Here is a 17864-nt window from a genome sequence, read left to right as displayed (position 1 = left end):
CCAAATTCGGCAGGGGTGTAGCAGACGCATTCTCACCTATCAACTGCCTTTGATGTTATTCCGTTCATTCTCTAGGCCTGTAAAACAAGGGTTTAGGCCGGGTGCGACGGAATGCGTCACGAAAAACATCGAAAAAAATTAAAGAATCCCTGTCTCTAGGCGATTCCTATTGACTAGATTGGTTTCACTTCGGGTTTCGTTAAACCATCAAGAACATTTAACGGACGACGGATCGCTTCCGGCAATCCGGGCTTCGTTGGGGCGAAAACCTGCTTCGTCGCCTCTACAATCAATACCCCGCCTGCAAGGTACGACGATATTTTTCGCCCCCCTTTCTCCCAGATTTGTCCGGTGCGCAGCCAGAAGCGTCGATCGCTCGGTGGGGCGAATAATGCAGCGACGTGGCGTTCCGGAACAAAGTTGTGACGGCGTAACTGGTTTTCCAGTTGGATCAAACTGAAAGGGCGCCCGTATCCAAAAGGTGTTTTGTCGCGACGGGCCCACAACCCAGCACGGTTTGGTACAACAAACAGTGCTCGACCACCGGGTCCGAGTACGCGCCAGCATTCCTCGAGCAATGCGGTTGGGTGTTCACTGGTTTCCAAACCGTGCATCAAAACAAGCTTATCAACCGAGCCCGTCTGCAACGGCCAAATCGTTTCCTCGCAAAGCAAGGCGACATTCCGTTCCCCCGTAGGCCAATGCATCACACCTTGCGGGCCGGGCATAAGCGCCATAACGCGCCGTGCATCCTTTAAATACGGCCGCAACAAAGGTGCTGCGAACCCGAAACCGACAACGGTTTGCCCCTTCGCTTCTGGCCAGAGTTTGAAAATCTGATCACGCACTGCTTTTTGCGCAGTGCGTCCCAGCATACTGCGGTAATAAAAGTTCCTCAAATCTAACACGTCGAGGTGCATAAAATTTCACCGTGTATAGTGGTGTCAGGACAGACCATACTCAATGAGACTGAAAATGCCACGATTACGTTGTTTAGCGTTAAACCGGGGATTCAACTATTTTTTGGGAAACAAGCGACAGGTTGTTCGCCGGCATTTCTACCTGCTCTACGCGACCAAGCCCCGAATCCTTCATTTGCCGCCACATCCAGGCGACATCTTTATATCCAATTTCCGGGTCCTGAGCGGTAAGGTTTGAATCAAACCGCGCATCGCCTTCACTGCGATACTGTTCATGTTCTTTGAATGGGCCATAAATAAAGACACGCCCATCATTCCCCAACGAATCGGACATTCCTTTGAGAACTGCCACTGCGTCCTTTTCCGAGATCAGGTGGAACAGGTTGACGACATAAATCAGTTTCAAATCTGTTAGGTGATCGTCCCATTTCCCTGCGGCGTTCAGTTGAAGCGCTGGTAAGAGATTGTCCAACCTAACCGTTTTGCGCCAAGCTTCGATGCTACGCAGCCGGTCAAGGGCAATATCGCTGGGTTGCCAATTCACCCTCGGGAACCGTTTAGCCAGAGTTGCAACATGTTGCCCCGTCCCGCTTGCAATCTCCAGTGCCGTCCCCTGCGCTGGAACATGGTTCGCGAGCTGCTTAATAATCGGACCAAGATTGCGCTCTGCAGAAGGGGAAAACAGCTGACCATCCTCATTATGTTCTTTTAAGAAAGGGGCATCAGGCATGATCAGAGGTGTTTTTGTCATATCATCACTATATTTTTGCTGTGTTTTTATTGCCACTCAATATTGCGCTCGCCAGTTCTTTGGGCAAGACTTTGGGGACTCAAAAGAAAGGTCTCCTCCTCGTGCCCCTCGAAATCATCACCGTTCCCTGCCTGTCCGACAACTATGCTTTCCTTATGCATAGTCCGGAGCATAACCAGACCGCTTTGGTTGATGCGCCAGAAGCAGCCCCAATCATAGAAGAACTTGAGCGACGCGGCTGGTCGCTCGACATGATCCTTCTCACACATCACCATTATGACCATATCGACGGTGTCGCTGCGCTTAAGGAGCGTTACGCACCGGTCATCGTAGGTGCTGCGGCTGATAAGCATCGGTTACCCGCACTTGATACCGCTGTGTCAGATGGAGCGGAATTCACGTTTGCAGGCCAAAATGTACGTGTTTTAGACGTTTCGGGCCATACGGTTGGTCATATCGCGTATTTTATCCCCTCTGCCAATGCCGTCTTTACTGCAGACAGCCTTATGGCGCTTGGATGCGGAAGACTGTTTGAAGGCTCAGCCGCGCAAATGTGGAACAGCCTTTCAAAGCTTGCGGCATTGCCTGATGATACAATCGTGTATTCCGGGCATGAGTACACTCAAGCGAACGCCAGATTTGCGCTGACCATTGAACCGGATAATGAGGCACTTATATCAAGAGCGCAGTCAATTGCCGCAGCCAGGGCCTCGGGCCGCGCAACGGTCCCTTCAACCCTGACAGAAGAAAAGGCGACCAATCCGTTTCTCAGGGCGCATTTGCCATCAATGAAATTAGCGCTTTCAATGACGGATTTCGATGATGTCTCTGTCTTTGCTGAAATTCGCCGTCGAAAGGACAATTTTTGAGGTTTTAAAAAAAGAACAGTGTCAAGCCACATTAATTTCGCCCAATGACATGAAATGTGACATGATTTGATAAAAAAGACCTTGAAGCTCGCGGGAACACAACCGAACTTTAAGAGTAACAGGCCACGGTCAAGGTGGGCTTCCCATCCGGACCAAATGAAAGGAGCACCACGTCGTGCCTTCATTTTCAAATACGCTCGAGCAGGCAATCCATTCTGCGTTAGCCTTAGCGAACGCACGTCAACATGAACTTGCCACCCTGGAACATTTGCTTTTGGCGCTGATTGATGAGCCTGACGCAGCGAAGGTCATGTTGGCCTGCAGTGTTGATCTGTCAGAACTGCGCCAGACTCTAAGCGAATTCATAGACGATGACCTGAACACGCTCGTCACTGATGTTGAGGGGTCTGAAGCTGTGCCAACCGCAGCTTTCCAGCGCGTCATCCAACGCGCGGCCATCCACGTTCAGTCTTCGGGGCGTTCTGAAGTAACGGGTGCAAACGTACTTGTGGCTATTTTCGCGGAGCGCGAGAGCAATGCGGCTTACTTCCTGCAAGAACAGGAAATGACACGTTACGATGCGGTGAACTATATCGCGCATGGAGTCGCCAAAGACCCTGGCTTTGGCGAAGCCCGACCAGTTACCGGCTCCTCCGATTTTGAGGAAGCGACGCAGGTTGCTGAAGAAGAGGGTAAAGAATCTGCCCTTGCAAAATATTGCGTCGATCTGAACGCGAAATCACGCAAGGGCGATGTTGACCCGTTGATTGGCCGCGAACACGAGGTAGAGCGCTGCATTCAGGTGCTATGCCGCCGCCGCAAGAATAACCCGCTTTTGGTAGGCGATCCCGGTGTCGGGAAGACTGCTATTGCAGAAGGTTTGGCACGCAAAATCGTACAGGGTGAAACACCTGAAATCCTTTCTCAGGCGACGATTTATTCGCTTGATATGGGCGCGCTTTTGGCGGGCACACGTTACCGCGGGGATTTTGAAGAGCGGCTGAAAGCTGTGATGTCTGAACTCGAAGAGCACCCAGATGCGGTTTTGTTCATTGATGAAATACATACTGTAATCGGGGCCGGTGCCACGTCTGGTGGTGCCATGGACGCCAGCAACCTGCTGAAACCCGCGCTTCAAGGTGGCAAGTTGCGCTGTATGGGTTCTACCACTTATAAAGAATTCCGTCAGCATTTTGAAAAAGACCGCGCACTTTCGCGCAGGTTTCAGAAAATTGACGTGAACGAACCTTCCATAGAAGACACTGTAAAAATCTTGCGCGGACTCAAGCCATATTTTGAGGACCACCACGATATCCGCTACACGGCTGATGCAATCAGGACCGCAGTGGATTTGTCAGCACGCTACATTACGGACCGTAAGCTGCCAGATAAAGCCATCGATGTGATCGACGAAGCAGGTGCTGCGCAACATCTTCTAACGGAATCCAAACGCCGCAAAACGATTGGCACCAAGGAAATTGAGGCTGTGGTTGCAAAAATTGCCCGCATCCCACCGAAAAGTGTCTCCAAAGACGACGCAGAAGTTCTGCGCGATCTTGAGAAATCTCTGAAACGGGTGGTCTTTGGTCAGGATAGTGCAATCGACGCGCTGTCTTCGGCTATCAAACTGGCCCGTGCCGGTCTGCGTGAACCAGAGAAACCCATTGGCAACTATCTATTTACCGGTCCTACGGGTGTCGGCAAGACTGAGGTCGCCAAGCAGCTCGCTGATACCCTGGGTGTCGAGCTTTTGCGCTTTGACATGTCCGAGTACATGGAAAAACACGCGGTATCACGGCTAATCGGCGCACCTCCGGGTTATGTCGGGTTTGATCAAGGTGGTATGCTGACAGATGGCGTCGATCAGCACCCACACTGTGTACTGCTGCTTGACGAAATGGAAAAAGCGCACCCGGATGTTTACAATATTCTGTTGCAGGTCATGGATCACGGCAAACTGACCGACCACAATGGCAGAACGGTTGATTTCCGTAATGTGATTTTGATCATGACATCAAACGCTGGTGCAGCCGAACAAGCCAAAGAGGCTATCGGATTTGGTCGTGATCGGCGCGAAGGCGAAGATACCGCAGCGATCGAGCGGACATTCACACCAGAATTCCGAAATCGTCTGGATGCGGTGGTCAGCTTTGCGCCGCTCAGCAAAGAAGTGATCCTGCAAGTGGTCGAGAAATTCGTGCTTCAGCTTGAAGCGCAGTTGATGGACCGCAATGTTACGATAGAGCTTAGCCGCTCTGCCGCGGAATGGCTGGCCGACAAAGGGTATGACACAAAAATGGGTGCGCGCCCACTTGGCCGTGTCATTCAGGAACACATCAAGAAACCTCTGGCCGAGGAACTGCTGTTTGGTAAACTGGCGAAAGGTGGCGTGGTCAAAGTTGGCACCAAAGGGGGCGAGCTTAAAATCACAATGTTAGCACCAGAAAAACGACAACTTTCAGGAAAAACACCGCCGCTGTTAACTGCCGACTGATCACATAGGTCAAATGTTCAAGAAAGATCTCCCGCTGCGTTCAACGTTGCGGGAGATTTTGTTTGCAACCAAACCGCCGCATTCCCTATTTCTCTGTAAACTTAAGCTCAATACGACGGTTCTGCGCACGGGCCTCGCGCGTTGGTTCTGGATTGATTGGGTGGAACTGCCCGAAACCCGCAGCGGCTAGCCGATCTGGCTGTATTCCAAGTTCTTCAATCATATATCGAACCACCGACAACGCCCGACCTTGACTAAGCTCCCAATTATCCTGGTACTTCCCGGTGCTGATCAATGGAACATCGTCCGTATGACCATCTACACGAATGACCCAGTCAAGTTGGGGTGGAATGTCATCGACAACTTCTTGCAATATCCGGGCGACTTTCGCGATTTCACCGCGACCTTCTTCTGATAGATCAACTGCGCCGGGCGCAAACAGAACTTCGGAAGAGAAAACAAACCTGTCACCCTCAATCCTGACACCTTCTTGTTCGCCCAAAACATCACGTAACTGGCCAAAAAACTCTGACCTGTAGCGCTCCAAGTCCAGCGCCCGTTCTTCCAGACGCTTGCGTTCCGCTTCTTCCAGTTCACGTCTTCGGCGTTCTTCAGCTGCAACTTGCGCGAGGGCCGTGTTCAACTGTGATCCAAGCGCTTCAATCTGAACATTTGCAGCTACATCTTTTGCCGCGGCTTCGTCTAGAATAGCTTGCAAAGACCCAAGCTGTGAGCGCAATGCTGCAACCTGTTCACTGAGCAATGCCATACGGCGCTGGCTTTCAGCTGACTGTGCTTCCTGTTTTTCCAACTCGCGGTTTGCTGTTTGCAAAAGAAGGGCGTGTTCTTCAGCGCTGGTCAGCGCTTCTGCTTCTCTTTCTTCTGCTGCCAGTTTCGCCGCAAGTGCCTCGGCCAGAACGGCATCACGCTCATCAGCACTTGCAAAGGCGCGTTCGGCGGCTTGTTCAGCAGCCATTTGGGCGGCAAGCGCTGCTACAAGCTGCGCCTCAATCTCCTCTTTGGTTGCAGCAACGTCACCCAGTGCTGCGACCTCTGCGATCATCGCTTCTAGCGCTTGTTCAGCTACAGCCAGGTTTTCTTCTGTATTGTTTTTCGCAAGCAGGGCTGCAGCCAATTGCGTTTGAAAAGCGTCTCGCGCCTCGGTCGCTTCCTGTCCTGTCGTCAAGGCCGCAGCGAGCCTTACGCTCAAATCTTCACGCGCGGCTTGGGCGGCCGCAAGAAGGGTCAGCGTATCTTCCGCCTTTTTACGTTGCTCTTCCAAAGCAAGCGTCATTGCCGTCAACTCGCTATCTGCGTTTTGCAGTCTTTCGCGTAGCGCTTCTGCTGCTGCGGCTTCAGTCAGGCGCAAACGCTCTGCGTCGCTAAGCTCCGATTGCGCAGTTTCAAGTTGTGCCTGCAGGTCTGTATTTTTCTGACCAGCCTCAGCATTTCGCTGGCGCATATCGGCAATCAGCGCATCCAGAGCCTCGCGCCGGGCGGCTGCTAAGCGGGCCGTTTCAACCTGCACATCTATTTCATCACGTGCCCGCGCCAGTGCCAGTTGCAGCGCTTCCTGATCGCTAATCAGTTCTGCACGCGCGGCTTCCAGTTCTTCAACGGCGACAGAAAGTACATCACCCCGCTCTAGTGCATTGTCGCGTTCTGCCAGCAAGGTTGCGACCTGTGCTTCAAAGCTGGTGATGCGCGCACGTTCTGCTGTAAGCTCTTCGGTTTGAAATGCAGTCTGCGACTGCAATTTCGCGATAAGTGCTGCCTGAACTTCGGCTGTGTTTTGCGCACCTTCCAGCGAAGCCCCTAAACGCGTCACTTCAGACTGAAGTTCACGTGCGCGGTTTTGTTCGAGCCCCAGCGCATCAGCCAGACTCATTATCTGTTCTGTCAGTTGATCAAGTTCCGACTCTTGCCCGGTGATCGTTTCACGCAGCACAAACTGGACGACCATGAAAATGGTCAAAACAAACATAAGCACCAACAGCAGCGCAGTCATCGCGTCAACAAAGCCCGGCCAGATAGAGGCCTGCAACCTGTTTCCTGTTCGACGACTTAGCGCCATGACTTATCCTTGTTCCTGTTCTGTCGATAACTCTCGGATTGTTCGGTTTAGTTGTGCCAGTTCCCCGCGCAGCTCAGCAGTTGATTCCTGCCTGCCCGCAGAAATCTCTTCCAGGATACGCAACAGTTGCACATCAATAGACCGTAGACGCATGCGGCTTTCAGCATCAACATGGGCACCGCCACCTTCTTCCAATGAAGCTTCTATTGTATTGATGAGCCTGGCTTGCCCTTCAGCAACCTGTCCAAGCGCTTGTATCACAGTTTCTGTGCCGGATTGCCCTTTTCCAGCTGTTTCGGCCATCTTCTCAACCGATTTGACCAGTTTTCCAAGTTGTTCATCCAGAGAGGTGCGGCTCGCATCGGACTGGCCGAACATCTCTTGCATGGCCTCCATCTGTCTGGACATTTCGTCGAGCACCACAGCGACCTGCCCGTGTTCACCGCTACCTTCGGTTTCACCCGTGGAAAAGCCGACCCGTGTGATTGTCGAAAGCCATTCTTCCAGTTCGCGGTAAAAACGGTTTTGCCCGTGGCCTGCAAACAATTCCAGCAGCCCGACAACCAGGGATCCTGCCAGCCCCAACAAAGACGATGCAAAAGCAGTGCCCATGCCACCAAGCTGGGCCTCAAGGCCGCTCATAAGGCGGCCAAAAACTTCGATCCCGCCTTCACTATCTTGCGGGGCAAGGGATTTGATGGTTTCCACAAGTGCCGGAACAGTCGTTGCAAGGCCATAAAAGGTACCCAACAGACCAAGGAATATCAGAAGATTAACGATGTAGCGCGTGATGTCCCGGGCTTCGTCTATTCGGGTCGCTACTGAATCCAGAATCGAAGCGCTGGATGAAGAGCTGATTTGCACCCTTGTGCCACGCGAGCGTAACAGCCCCGCTAAAGACGCAAGCAACCGCGGCGCTTTGGTCATTTCATGGCCAAGTCTTTGTGCGGCAAAGCCTTCAATCCAGCCTACTGAAGATACAAGCTGAGCAACCTGCCAAAAACAGGCGAAAACCCCGATCACAAAAACAAACAGAATAAATCCATTCAGATACGGATTTGCTAAAAAGACTGGGGCGACCTTAGGAAAGGCCACATAGGCTCCAAGACCCACCAACCCTAAAACGATCAGCATCGTCATTATCTGACGCACTGGTTGTGTAAAGTACGGCTCGGCCTCGCGATCTGGGTGGCCCATCATTTGGACATGTCCTGACGCTGTTGTTGTTTCGGGCAGAATAGGGGGTCGCGCAGCATTCGCCAACCTTCAATCTTATTTGATTAACCGGACAATGCCCGGACATGACCAGACAACCATGAAAGGTCTGGATCACGGATGCCCAGTTCTTCCAGATGTGCTGCGGTGTTAAACAGGTACTCGTTATTTGGCCCCCTACCCCCGACAGCTTTGGCAATAATCCCGGCCTGTTCTTCCAGCGGCAACCCACCGCAGTATTGAACGTGGTCCGGATCAACAATGTAAGTGATCGAAGTCACCAATCGACCATCTCGGAGTTTGATTTCAAGTTCTGCCTCAAGATATGCAGAAGAAATCAATTCCCGCTCTCGCAACCCAGCCAAGGTTTCGTCTGCATGTTCGGGTGCGACGCAAAAGGCCAGCCCATCGCAGCTTGCCCCTACAGCCCGATCAAGTGCGAGCACCAAACCCGGCTCTTGTTCTGTTCCTCGATGGTGGATGGACCGCATACAAAAACACCTGTGAAAATCCGACAAAGTCGCAATCTGGCGCTCCGCAAACGGAAAACCCGGGTTCCACATCAGTGAACCATATCCAAAGACCCAAAGGGACGCATCTGCCATTGGTCTGGCCCTTTCCTTTTTACGCCTATAAACACCAAGGCGCAGGATCATGGAAGGGGTGATAATGCGACTGCTAAGTATCATTGTCGTGACCGCTGCATCGCTTTGGGGTGGTTATTGGTTTGTCGGATCGACTGCTGTCGAAAAAGGTCTTGTCACGTGGTTGGCAGAGGCACCTAAGAACGGCCTTGCTGCTGAGTACAGCGCCTTGGAAACGCGCGGTTTCCCAAACCGGTTTGATACCACAATTGAGAACGTTTCTTTTTCGCACGCAGCAAGCGGCATCACATGGCAGGCACCGTTCTTTCACCTTTTTGCGCTAAGCTACAAACCAAACCACATCATCGCTTCCTGGCCCAATGAACAACGTTTAATTTTGCCCGGCATTGCACTTGATATCACCTCCGAAGATATGCGCGGCAGCGTTGTTTTCGAACCCAATACCAGCCTAGCGATAGATCGAGTTAGATATTCAATCGATAAGCTGACCATTGTCCCGGAAGGCACCGACCAATTTGAGGCGGAGCGCGTTTTTTTTGCATCCCGCCAGACAACTGCCCGTCCCTTCGCGCATGATGTGTCGCTGCGGCTTTCAATGCTGAAACTACCAGAGACCTTGAGCAATATCCTTGACCCAACGAGTAAGTATCCAAATCTAGTCGATGGGCTAACCGCCGATGCAACGTTTGGCTTAACAGCCGCTATTGGCCGTATATCGGACGGTAGCCAGCCACCTGAGGTGACTGATGTTGCGATTAAAACCATTCGATTTGATTGGGGTGACATGGAGCTTAGCCTGAGCGGAACGCTCAAAGCCGACGATCTGGGATATGCGGAAGGAACGCTTGATCTTCATGCAGCAAACTGGCGTGAGGTTTTTCAGCTTCTTGTAAAGCTTGGGCTGGTCGAACCCGCATGGGAAGGCGCACTGGCACCGCTCTCAAAAGATGTTGCCGGGGTGGCAACGCTTGATATTCCGCTCACCTTCGAAAACCAGGTTTTCTATTTTGGGCCGCTTTCTTTTGGGACAGCCCCACGTCTGCGCTAGCGGCAGTAAGACCCGCCCCTGTGTCTTGCCGTGTCGAGATGAAAATGATCCCGGTGATGGCGATCTGCATCAGGACCAAGCACTGTTCCAAACGGACCACACGCGGAACTGTGTATTCTGCGCAGCACACGTCTTTGGGTGCGATCCCGCCAACCTGTTAAAACCGTCAGCGAGCTGCCATTGTTAAGGTTAATAGCAGCGATATCAACGGCCTTACCCCTGCCATGTTCAGATACTCGCGCACCGGGTTGGTTGTTTCGCGTGCGACACGAATAATGCGCAATTACCCGCAAACTGGAAACGCCTCCTCCAAGCCTGCCGACCGCAGGACGCACACCATTGTTAATCCAGGTTTTCAATGCGCGTGCCGTTTCGCAATTGATTGTTGCTGGCTGAGTGAGGCTGACACCATCAATTTCAGTAATCCGGACTGGGCTCGAAACCCCGCATCCACGCAGTCGACCACGAATAGACGAGATTTCCTGCCCCCGTATGCTGCGGTCTCCGCAAACTGATCCCTGACGTGTCTGACGCGTGCGTTGACGCCGGTCGCGTCGTGTTTCACGCCGGGGCGCTGTTTCTGCTGGTTCAGAGGACGCAACCCGAACAGGGCTTTGCGACTGGTTTCGTGCAAGAACTGCAATGTCCCTAGGTCGTGCAACAGGCCGGAGCGAGCGTGCAACACCCGGAACAGAGCTTGCGATACGCACGGCAATCATGGGCAGACTGGCAGCGCGGACAATATACTGTGCTGATTCACTCGAACCAGTCAAACCTGCTGAAGGGCGCGGTATTGGACGGATAGATGCGTTGTAATAGACCGGAACGGTTGTTTCTCGTGGCAAGATTAATTGGCTGGTAACAGCACGTGCTGAAGGGCGTAAAGAACGTTCCGGTGCGTTCGCTAATGCTGCAGATGTGGTCCAAAGACCAGCCAATACAAGCACTAAAGCGGTTGCGCCTTTTCTCATTCCTTCGCTGCTCCTCGCCCAAAATCGGGGGCGTCCGTGTCTTGCCCTGCCTCAATAATACCACGCCGGATCGCCCGTGTGTGGGTAAAATAGTCAAACAGATGATCGCCATCCCCCGTTCGGATGGCACGCTGCAGCGCAAAGAGTTCTTCTGTGAAGCGCCCCAGAATTTCCAATGTTGCATCTTTATTTGTCAGAAATACGTCACGCCACATTGTCGGGTCACTTGCCGCAATGCGGGTAAAATCGCGAAAACCGGCTGCGGAGTATTTAATGATTTCGCTGTCTGTGACGCGGCGCAGATCATCCGCAACACCCACCATCGTGTATGCAATCAGGTGCGGTGCGTGGCTCGTAACAGCAAGCACTAAATCATGATGATCGGCCTCCATTTCATCAACATTGGCCCCCATCGCTTCCCAAAGCTTTCTTAACCGCACAACAGCTTTGGTATCTGCGCCTTCTGGTACCAACAAACACCAGCGGTTTTCGAAAAGCTCTGCAAAACCGGACTTCGGCCCGGAATGCTCCGTTCCGGCCAAGGGATGCGCCGGAACAAAATGAACATCTTTTGGTAAATGGGGTTTAACAGCTTCTATAACCGCACGTTTCACGGACCCGACATCGCTGACGGTTGCGCCTTTTGCCAAATGCGGTGCTATCTCGACAGTAACAGCTTCCATTGCACCGATAGGTACACAGAGCACGACAAGATCCGCACCCTCCACTGCCTCTGCTGCGCTTTCGCAGACGCGATCACACAATCCAATTTCACGCGCAGTCGCACGCGTCTCTTCAGAGCGCGCGTAGCCCGTAACCTCGCCGGCCAAGCCACCCCGCTTCATCGCCCAGAACATTGATGATGCTATAAGCCCGAGCCCTATCAGGGCAACCCGATCATAAATCTGGCTCATTTTTCCAACGCCTTGAAACCCGCCACCGCATGTGCAACCCGACGGCAGGATGCCTCGTCTCCTACGGTTATCCGCAGGCAATTTGGCAAATTGTACCCGGCAACACGCCGTACGAGAAGCCCCTGTGATTGCAGGTAATCATCACATGCTTCTGCTTCGGCCTGATCCGCAAACCGGGCAAGAATGAAGTTCGCGCAAGACGTGTCTGACGGCACGCCCAGCTCAGCCAGCGCTTCTGCCAACCACGCCCGCATACGGGTGTTTTCTGTGCGACACTTTTCAACATACGCCCGATCTTTCAATGCCGCTTCTGCGGCATCCAGTTGCGGTTGTGAAAGGTTAAAGGGGCCTCGAATACGGTTGAGAACGTCAATGATTTCCTTTGGGCCATATCCCCAGCCGATCCGTAATCCGCCAAGACCGTAAAGTTTTGAAAAGGTCCGCGTCATAAAGACATTTTCGCGCGCTTCAACCAACGCAGCCCCGCCGTCGAAACCTTCGACGTATTCTGCATAGGCTCCGTCCAGCACCAGCAAAGCCTGAGGCGGAAGCCCGGCTGCAAGGCGTGCAACATCATTCCCACCAATCATTGTACCAGTCGGATTGTTGGGGTTGGCAATAAAGACAAGCCTTGTCTTCTCGTTGCACGCAGCAAGGATTGATTCAACGTCCGCGACGCGCTCGCGCTCAGGTACTTCGATAGGTGTTGCACCGGCGGCAAGTGCGGAGATACGATACATTGAAAAGCCATGTTCCGTGAAGATTACCTCATCCCCTTGTCCGGCATATGCCTGACAGAGGAATGTGATAATTTCGTCGGAACCGACGCCACAAATTATCTTATCAGGATCCAGCCCGTGAACGGCGCCGATTGCTTCACGCAATGATCGATGATCCGTTGGGGGATAGCGGTGCAATTCATGTGCGGCACGGCGGTAAGCTTCTATCGCTTTCTCAGACGGGCCAAACGGATTTTCGTTAGATGAAAGCTTAATGACTCTGCTTGCACCTTCGATGTTGGCCTTGCCTCCCTGGTAGAGCGAAATCTCCATAATCCCGGGTTGTGGCTGAATCTCTGTCGTCATCTGAAATCTCCTGCTCGGGCTTTTCTATTCGGTGGCGACTGCCTTTACTACACAAAATGACAAACTTCTGTGCGGGCGCCAAACGACTGTGGTAATTCTTCTTTTCGGCCACCGTGCCTAAAAAATCTTCTGCTCATCTCGTGAACCCATAGACTTGCCCGAACACATTGAACGAAAAAAGCCGCGTCGGTTTCCCGGCGCGGCTTTCTGAATTCGGTGTGGCGAAGATTAGTTCTTCGCGTAAAATTCCACGACGAGATTTGGTTCCATCATTACTGGATATGGCACATCGCCAAGGCCTGGTGTCCGCACGAATGTTGCGATCATTTTGGAATGGTCTGCATCGAGGTAATCAGGCACGTCGCGCTCAGCCAGTTGAGTGGCTTCCAGCAGAACCGCGAGTTGCTTAGAGCGGTCACGCACTTCGATAACGTCACCCTCTTTTACAAGGTATGAAGGGATGTTGACCTTTTGGCCATTCACACGGACATGCCCGTGGTTCACGAATTGACGTGCTGCGAAAATTGTGGCGACGAATTTAGCGCGGTACACAATCGCATCGAGACGGCGCTCCAGCAAACCGATCAGGTTTTCACCCGTGTCGCCTTTCAGGCGCTCGGCTTCAGAGTAGATGCGGCGGAATTGTTTTTCAGTCAGATCGCCATAGTAACCCTTCAGCTTTTGCTTTGCGCGCAGCTGAATGCCAAAGTCGGACAGTTTGCCTTTACGGCGCTGACCGTGCTGGCCGGGGCCATATTCACGACGGTTAACCGGAGATTTCGGACGACCCCAGATGTTTTCACCCATCCGGCGGTCGAGTTTATGCTTGGCAGCGGTGCGTTTCGTCACGGCTGATATCCTTCTAGTCGTATGAAGGGCGTTGTCCTTTGTCTCCCCCTTAACGGTTTGACCGACAGGCATCCCCTTACGGGGGCCACCAACACCAAATAAATGCCCCGGCCATCGCTGACCGGGAACGAAGCGGGGTTTAGGGGGCTGTCAGCTCAGAGTCAATGGCAAACACCATCTTTTCAGGCAACCTTATACCTTAAGATTGCCGCTTCTGAATCAGATAAGTTACGGCGCGCAAAACCACCATAGTTGTTTGGGTCATCCGCGATATCGGGGAACCTATGCAACATGCGCGCACGCTGCTCTTCTTCTACAGAACTCAATGAGGTGTTGGCCGGATGGAAGCTCTCGGTCTCAACACCATTTGCCCAGACGATTTCGTGCGAGTCCAATAAAAGGTGAATGTAGGTAATTTCCCGGGCGTTATGATCAATCAATATCGTGCGGTCATTCAATAGATCTTTAGCAGCTACCAATACTTCGGGCGTGTTGAACAGGATTTGCGCTTCGTTTCCCTTGATCAGAATGCGATGATCGGGCGAAACGATCAGGTCCTGATCAGGCTCACCGCCCAAAAGAGCACCGGCACGTATACGAATGGGCCGCAGATGTGGAAGTGCGTGCAGGCGCGCGCCAGACATCCGGCGCTGTCCTATCCAGCAAATCTCCTGATCACCGCTGTCTTTTGTGCAAACCCTATCGCCTTCGGCCAGGTCTTCGATCAGCCTGGGGCCATCAGGGGTGCGAAGCCAGGTTCCGGGTGTGAAGCAAATCACCCCGTCTTTCGAACGTTCGTCTAAATTCACCGTGTGATCGCTCATGATGCGATGAACAATCCAAAGGTCAGTGTCTGTTGGTGGCAACTCATCCAGCATCATCAACAATGGTGGTGTATCTTTCGTAACATCAATGATCGTAACTGTAAAAACGCGTCTGCCATCAGTGACGACAAAGCTGCTTTCAAAAAGCGGGTCGTCTATATCAATAGAATTGATGTTTTGGGTAGGTTCCAGCGCGACGCCTACCAACCTGCGGACAACACGTGCTGCCCGTTTCCTTAAGTCTGCCTCTCCATTGGCCATACCCAGACATAAAACGTCGCTCGAGCCATCCACTCGAACTGGTCGTCCACTCCAGCGCCACGTCGCGCCGATGGTTAACTCGTCTGTCGTTGTGGCCTTTTGACCATCAACTTCTGTCTGCTGCCAGGAGATTACAAACGTGCCCTGAAAGCCCGTCATCATGCCTGAATGCCTGCTCTTTTATTTTTTTATTACCAAGAAGGTAACAGGAACGAATCAGTCTGGAAAGGGGGACGATCGCCCGCTCGTCTCTACCGGATCATCCTGTGTCCAATTGGACTCAAAAATTTAATCTCAGATTGATCGAGCCAACGATCTGACTGTCATTCTGCGCCTCAAATTCGCGGCCAAGCCACGTCAGACCGTAGAAAACGCCTGTACGCTCTCCTTGCCAGTGAACGCCGGCACGAAGCCGGTCGCGGGAGTCTGTGAGAACGTAACCATTGGCATCCGGCAAGTAGATCGAGCTATCCACTTTTGCGATGTCCCCGCCCACGACAAAACTCGTACCTTGGTCTCCCTGCCGGACAGCACTATAAAGCTGACCTGATGAGACATCGCGCACGAAAAGGTCACGCTGACCAAAACGCCCGATAATCATATCTGCGCCGATGCGAACCAGATCTTCGGCGCCAACCTGCATCTCAACAAACGGACGAACCATGGCCGTTTCAGAAAGACGAAACGGCCGCCCTGCCTCATAGGTTACCCCCGGGTGAAAGCCATCGGCGATCTGGTTCCCCAAGACAGTTGGAACATCCACATCAAGCAGTTTGTGCGCTTCGCGTTGAAACGCGCCCAAACCTGTCTGTGGACCTGTCACAACCAAATCAGCACCAAGGCTCATTTCGGTTTGGCCGCGTTGAAAATGCGTGTGCATCCCCAATGACAATGCGCCCGCATATCTGCGGTCACCGGCTGCAGGTGTTACCAGATTGTCAGGAGCCAGAATCTCGGCCCTAAGTCGAAACTCCAGTAGGTCACTAAATGCTTCGGGTCTTTCGCCATCCCATTGATAGCCCCGGATTCGGCTCATTGCATAAGAGCCGGTACGCCAACGGTCTTCACCGTCTCCAAGAAAATCGTTGGTGAAAAGACGCCCATATCCAAGCGTCTCGCGCTCAAGCGGAACGACAGTAGAATCCTGCGCATTCACAGGTAAAGCAGAAAGAAAAAACGCACAAAAAATTCCGGCGAGGGTCGTTCGCATCAATACTTCCAGTTCGAATTGCCCCCCCGGGCAGCATTCTTTTGAGTTGTGCACCGTCAACGAAACTTGCGCAAGCCCGCAACTTGCTCGCACGCAAAAAAACAATACGACGGGCTTACTTAAGAGATAAAACTGCCCGCGCCAGAACGTTATTCACCACCGTTCAGGTTTAGTGTTGGATCATCCAGCGTTAAGTCGAAGCGATCCGGAACAAGCCCTTGATGAAACCAGTTCACAAAACTGTAGATCGAATAAACAGGCAAACTCGTCAACTTGCGAATATCTGCTGCATAGGGCGTCATGTTGGTACACTCCAAAACGATTGCCCCAATGTCATCATGTTTTGTCATCAACTCCCGTGCAGCATCCAGCAAATCAAGGCGGCACTCCTCAAAATTAATACTGGGCTGATCGTCCAGAATTCCGTGCGTGAAGGCGCGTCCGTTGTCCGTTCCGACAATTGGGGTATCAAGCGGCGCGCCTGCTGCTTTGAGATGCGCCCCTGTGAGGTTTGCCTTTGAGATGGTTATTACGCCAACCCGTTTGGACTTTGGCAGCAATTGTTGAACAACGGGGATCTGCATCAAAGATGATGTCGCGACAGGCACCGGAACAGCCTCGGAAATCTTATCCTGGATCAGTGCAAGAAACCCGCAGTTCGTCGTCAACCCGTCACATCCGTGTGCTACAAGGTCTTTTGCCGCGGCAATAAATCCATCCACCAACAGGATTGGGTCCTTGCGAACCACGTTATCCGGCGTAGCGCCACGCACGATCCGGTACTGGACAGGGAACGGCCATGTAGCCGCATTGGCGATATCGCCAAAAATGCGTGGAAACTGGGTTTCCAGCATCAGGATTCCGATATTCGCGCCGTATATGGTTTTACCACCGTATTCGACAGACATTGGCTTTCTCCTAAACATGTTTCGCCTAATGCGAGGGAACGTAAAGTTGTGAATATGCGATGCGTACCGCTTCGGTCGTTTCTTCGCGGCGACGCTCAATGTGGCCACGCAATGCGTTCACGGCTGCTGTTTTGTTGCGCCGCGACACTGCCTCTATGATCGTCCGATGTGCAGACAGCTTTGCACCATCGGCAACCAGACTCTGGTTCCCTAATCTTAGCAATTGCAAATTGATCAGCCGCACATACCGAATGCGACTGTTCAGATTTTCAAGAAGCCTCAAAAGCTCTCCATTGTTGGAAAGTTCAGCCAGACGCATGTGAAAGGCCTCATCCATCTTCAAAAGCTCTGATAGATCTTCGCAAGTGTCATACGTGTCTTCCGTCTGATCAAGATAGTTGACCACCGCTTGAATTTCTTCATCAGTTGCCCGTTCAATCGCTCGGATCACCGCCTCCGTTTCAACAGCCGCGCGCGCTTCATAAAGCTCTTGTATGCGCGATGGGCTTAGCGCACGGCAAAAGAAGCCCCTGCCATTCTGGAAGGTTAACAAGCCTTCGGCGACAAGACGGTTCAACGCTTCGCGGAGAGGCGTGCGGCTTGCGGCCAACTCGACAGAAAGCGCGCTTTCGTTCAACCGTTCTTCAGGCTTGAACTCAAAATTGACCGCCATTTTACGCAGGCGTTCATAAACACGTTCGACGCTACTTTCCTGCTTTGCCATTTCAGACTCGCTCTCTCAAACCAGCAATTGGTTATTTCCTACGCATATCTGGCCTTGCAAGTTGTCGCAAGATTTTTGTCTTCACTTTTGCATTTATTGCTGTATACAATTTTAGGAACACGGTTTTCGACGGACGGATCCT

General features: G+C 52.4%; 16 protein-coding genes. 3 read left to right on the top strand and 13 right to left on the bottom strand.

Annotated features, from left to right (window positions below):
* Positions 1–173: 173 nt before the first annotated feature.
* Both MWU63_RS15350 and MWU63_RS15345 read right to left on the bottom strand, forming a co-directional pair.
* Positions 174–920: a methyltransferase domain-containing protein gene (locus tag MWU63_RS15350; RefSeq protein WP_213888903.1), complete on the bottom strand. Its 747-nt coding sequence runs from the start codon at positions 918–920 to the stop codon at positions 174–176.
* 79 nt (positions 921–999) lie between these two features.
* The gene (locus MWU63_RS15345; protein ID WP_213888904.1) at positions 1000–1671 is read right to left on the bottom strand and encodes a DUF938 domain-containing protein; all 672 of its coding nucleotides are present in this window, start codon (positions 1669–1671) and stop codon (positions 1000–1002) included.
* Positions 1672–1772: 101 nt separating this feature from the next.
* On the opposite strand from MWU63_RS15345, the gene gloB reads away from it, so the two are divergent.
* On the top strand, positions 1773–2540 hold the full coding sequence (gene gloB, locus MWU63_RS15340) for a hydroxyacylglutathione hydrolase (protein ID WP_213888905.1): 768 nt from the start codon (positions 1773–1775) through the stop codon (positions 2538–2540).
* Positions 2541–2715: 175 nt separating this feature from the next.
* Positions 2716–5034 carry an ATP-dependent Clp protease ATP-binding subunit ClpA gene (gene clpA, locus MWU63_RS15335; protein WP_213888906.1) on the top strand — a complete coding sequence of 773 codons (2319 nt, stop codon included), beginning with the start codon at positions 2716–2718 and terminating at the stop codon, positions 5032–5034.
* A gap of 85 nt (positions 5035–5119) precedes the next feature.
* Here the strand turns inward: clpA and MWU63_RS15330 are convergent, their stop codons facing one another.
* The 3 genes from MWU63_RS15330 to MWU63_RS15320 form a co-directional block, all read right to left on the bottom strand.
* Positions 5120–7108, bottom strand: a complete 1989-nt coding sequence (locus tag MWU63_RS15330; protein WP_247078596.1) for a peptidoglycan -binding protein — start codon at positions 7106–7108, stop codon at positions 5120–5122.
* Positions 7109–7111: 3 nt separating this feature from the next.
* On the bottom strand, positions 7112–8305 hold the full coding sequence (locus MWU63_RS15325; protein ID WP_213889096.1) for a biopolymer transporter ExbB: 1194 nt from the start codon (positions 8303–8305) through the stop codon (positions 7112–7114).
* An 83-nt stretch (positions 8306–8388) separates the two neighbouring features.
* The gene (locus MWU63_RS15320; protein WP_213888908.1) at positions 8389–8928 is read right to left on the bottom strand and encodes a gamma-glutamylcyclotransferase; all 540 of its coding nucleotides are present in this window, start codon (positions 8926–8928) and stop codon (positions 8389–8391) included.
* Between the two features lie 64 nt (positions 8929–8992).
* Between MWU63_RS15320 and MWU63_RS15315 the strand changes: the two genes are divergently transcribed.
* Entirely contained in the window at positions 8993–9976 is a 984-nt protein-coding gene (locus MWU63_RS15315; protein WP_247078594.1) for a DUF2125 domain-containing protein, read from the top strand.
* Here MWU63_RS15315 and MWU63_RS15310 read toward each other — a convergent pair.
* The 8 genes from MWU63_RS15310 to MWU63_RS15275 all read right to left on the bottom strand — a co-directional run bounded on the left by MWU63_RS15310 (position 9973) and on the right by MWU63_RS15275 (position 17722).
* Complete coding sequence (locus MWU63_RS15310) at positions 9973–10947, bottom strand: extensin family protein (RefSeq protein WP_213888910.1); 975 nt, start codon at positions 10945–10947, stop codon at positions 9973–9975. The genes MWU63_RS15315 and MWU63_RS15310 overlap by 4 nt on opposite strands.
* Positions 10944–11861 carry a prephenate/arogenate dehydrogenase family protein gene (locus tag MWU63_RS15305; protein WP_247078592.1) on the bottom strand — a complete coding sequence of 306 codons (918 nt, stop codon included), beginning with the start codon at positions 11859–11861 and terminating at the stop codon, positions 10944–10946. The genes MWU63_RS15310 and MWU63_RS15305 overlap by 4 nt, the downstream gene beginning before the upstream one ends.
* Positions 11858–12946: a histidinol-phosphate transaminase gene (hisC, locus tag MWU63_RS15300; RefSeq protein ID WP_213888912.1), complete on the bottom strand. Its 1089-nt coding sequence runs from the start codon at positions 12944–12946 to the stop codon at positions 11858–11860. The genes MWU63_RS15305 and hisC overlap by 4 nt, the downstream gene beginning before the upstream one ends.
* 228 nt (positions 12947–13174) lie before the next feature.
* A complete protein-coding gene (rpsD, locus tag MWU63_RS15295) occupies positions 13175–13795 on the bottom strand; it encodes a 30S ribosomal protein S4 (RefSeq protein ID WP_213888913.1) in 621 nt (206 codons plus the stop codon).
* A 182-nt stretch (positions 13796–13977) separates the two neighbouring features.
* Positions 13978–15042, bottom strand: a complete 1065-nt coding sequence (locus MWU63_RS15290; RefSeq protein WP_213888914.1) for a Hint domain-containing protein — start codon at positions 15040–15042, stop codon at positions 13978–13980.
* A 118-nt stretch (positions 15043–15160) separates the two neighbouring features.
* Positions 15161–16090 (bottom strand): lipid A-modifier LpxR family protein, encoded by a 930-nt coding sequence (locus MWU63_RS15285; RefSeq protein WP_213888916.1) that lies wholly within the window; start codon positions 16088–16090, stop codon positions 15161–15163.
* 149 nt (positions 16091–16239) lie between these two features.
* Positions 16240–16998, bottom strand: coding sequence for an aspartate/glutamate racemase family protein (locus MWU63_RS15280; protein ID WP_213888917.1), 759 nt, complete (start codon positions 16996–16998; stop codon positions 16240–16242).
* A gap of 25 nt (positions 16999–17023) precedes the next feature.
* Positions 17024–17722 carry a GntR family transcriptional regulator gene (locus MWU63_RS15275; RefSeq protein ID WP_213888919.1) on the bottom strand — a complete coding sequence of 233 codons (699 nt, stop codon included), beginning with the start codon at positions 17720–17722 and terminating at the stop codon, positions 17024–17026.
* Positions 17723–17864 lie beyond the last annotated feature (142 nt).

The organism is Pseudohalocynthiibacter sp. F2068, from assembly GCF_023015645.1.
GTDB lineage: Bacteria > Pseudomonadota > Alphaproteobacteria > Rhodobacterales > Rhodobacteraceae > Pseudohalocynthiibacter > Pseudohalocynthiibacter aestuariivivens.
This window is presented reverse-complemented; position numbering and strand designations above follow the sequence as displayed.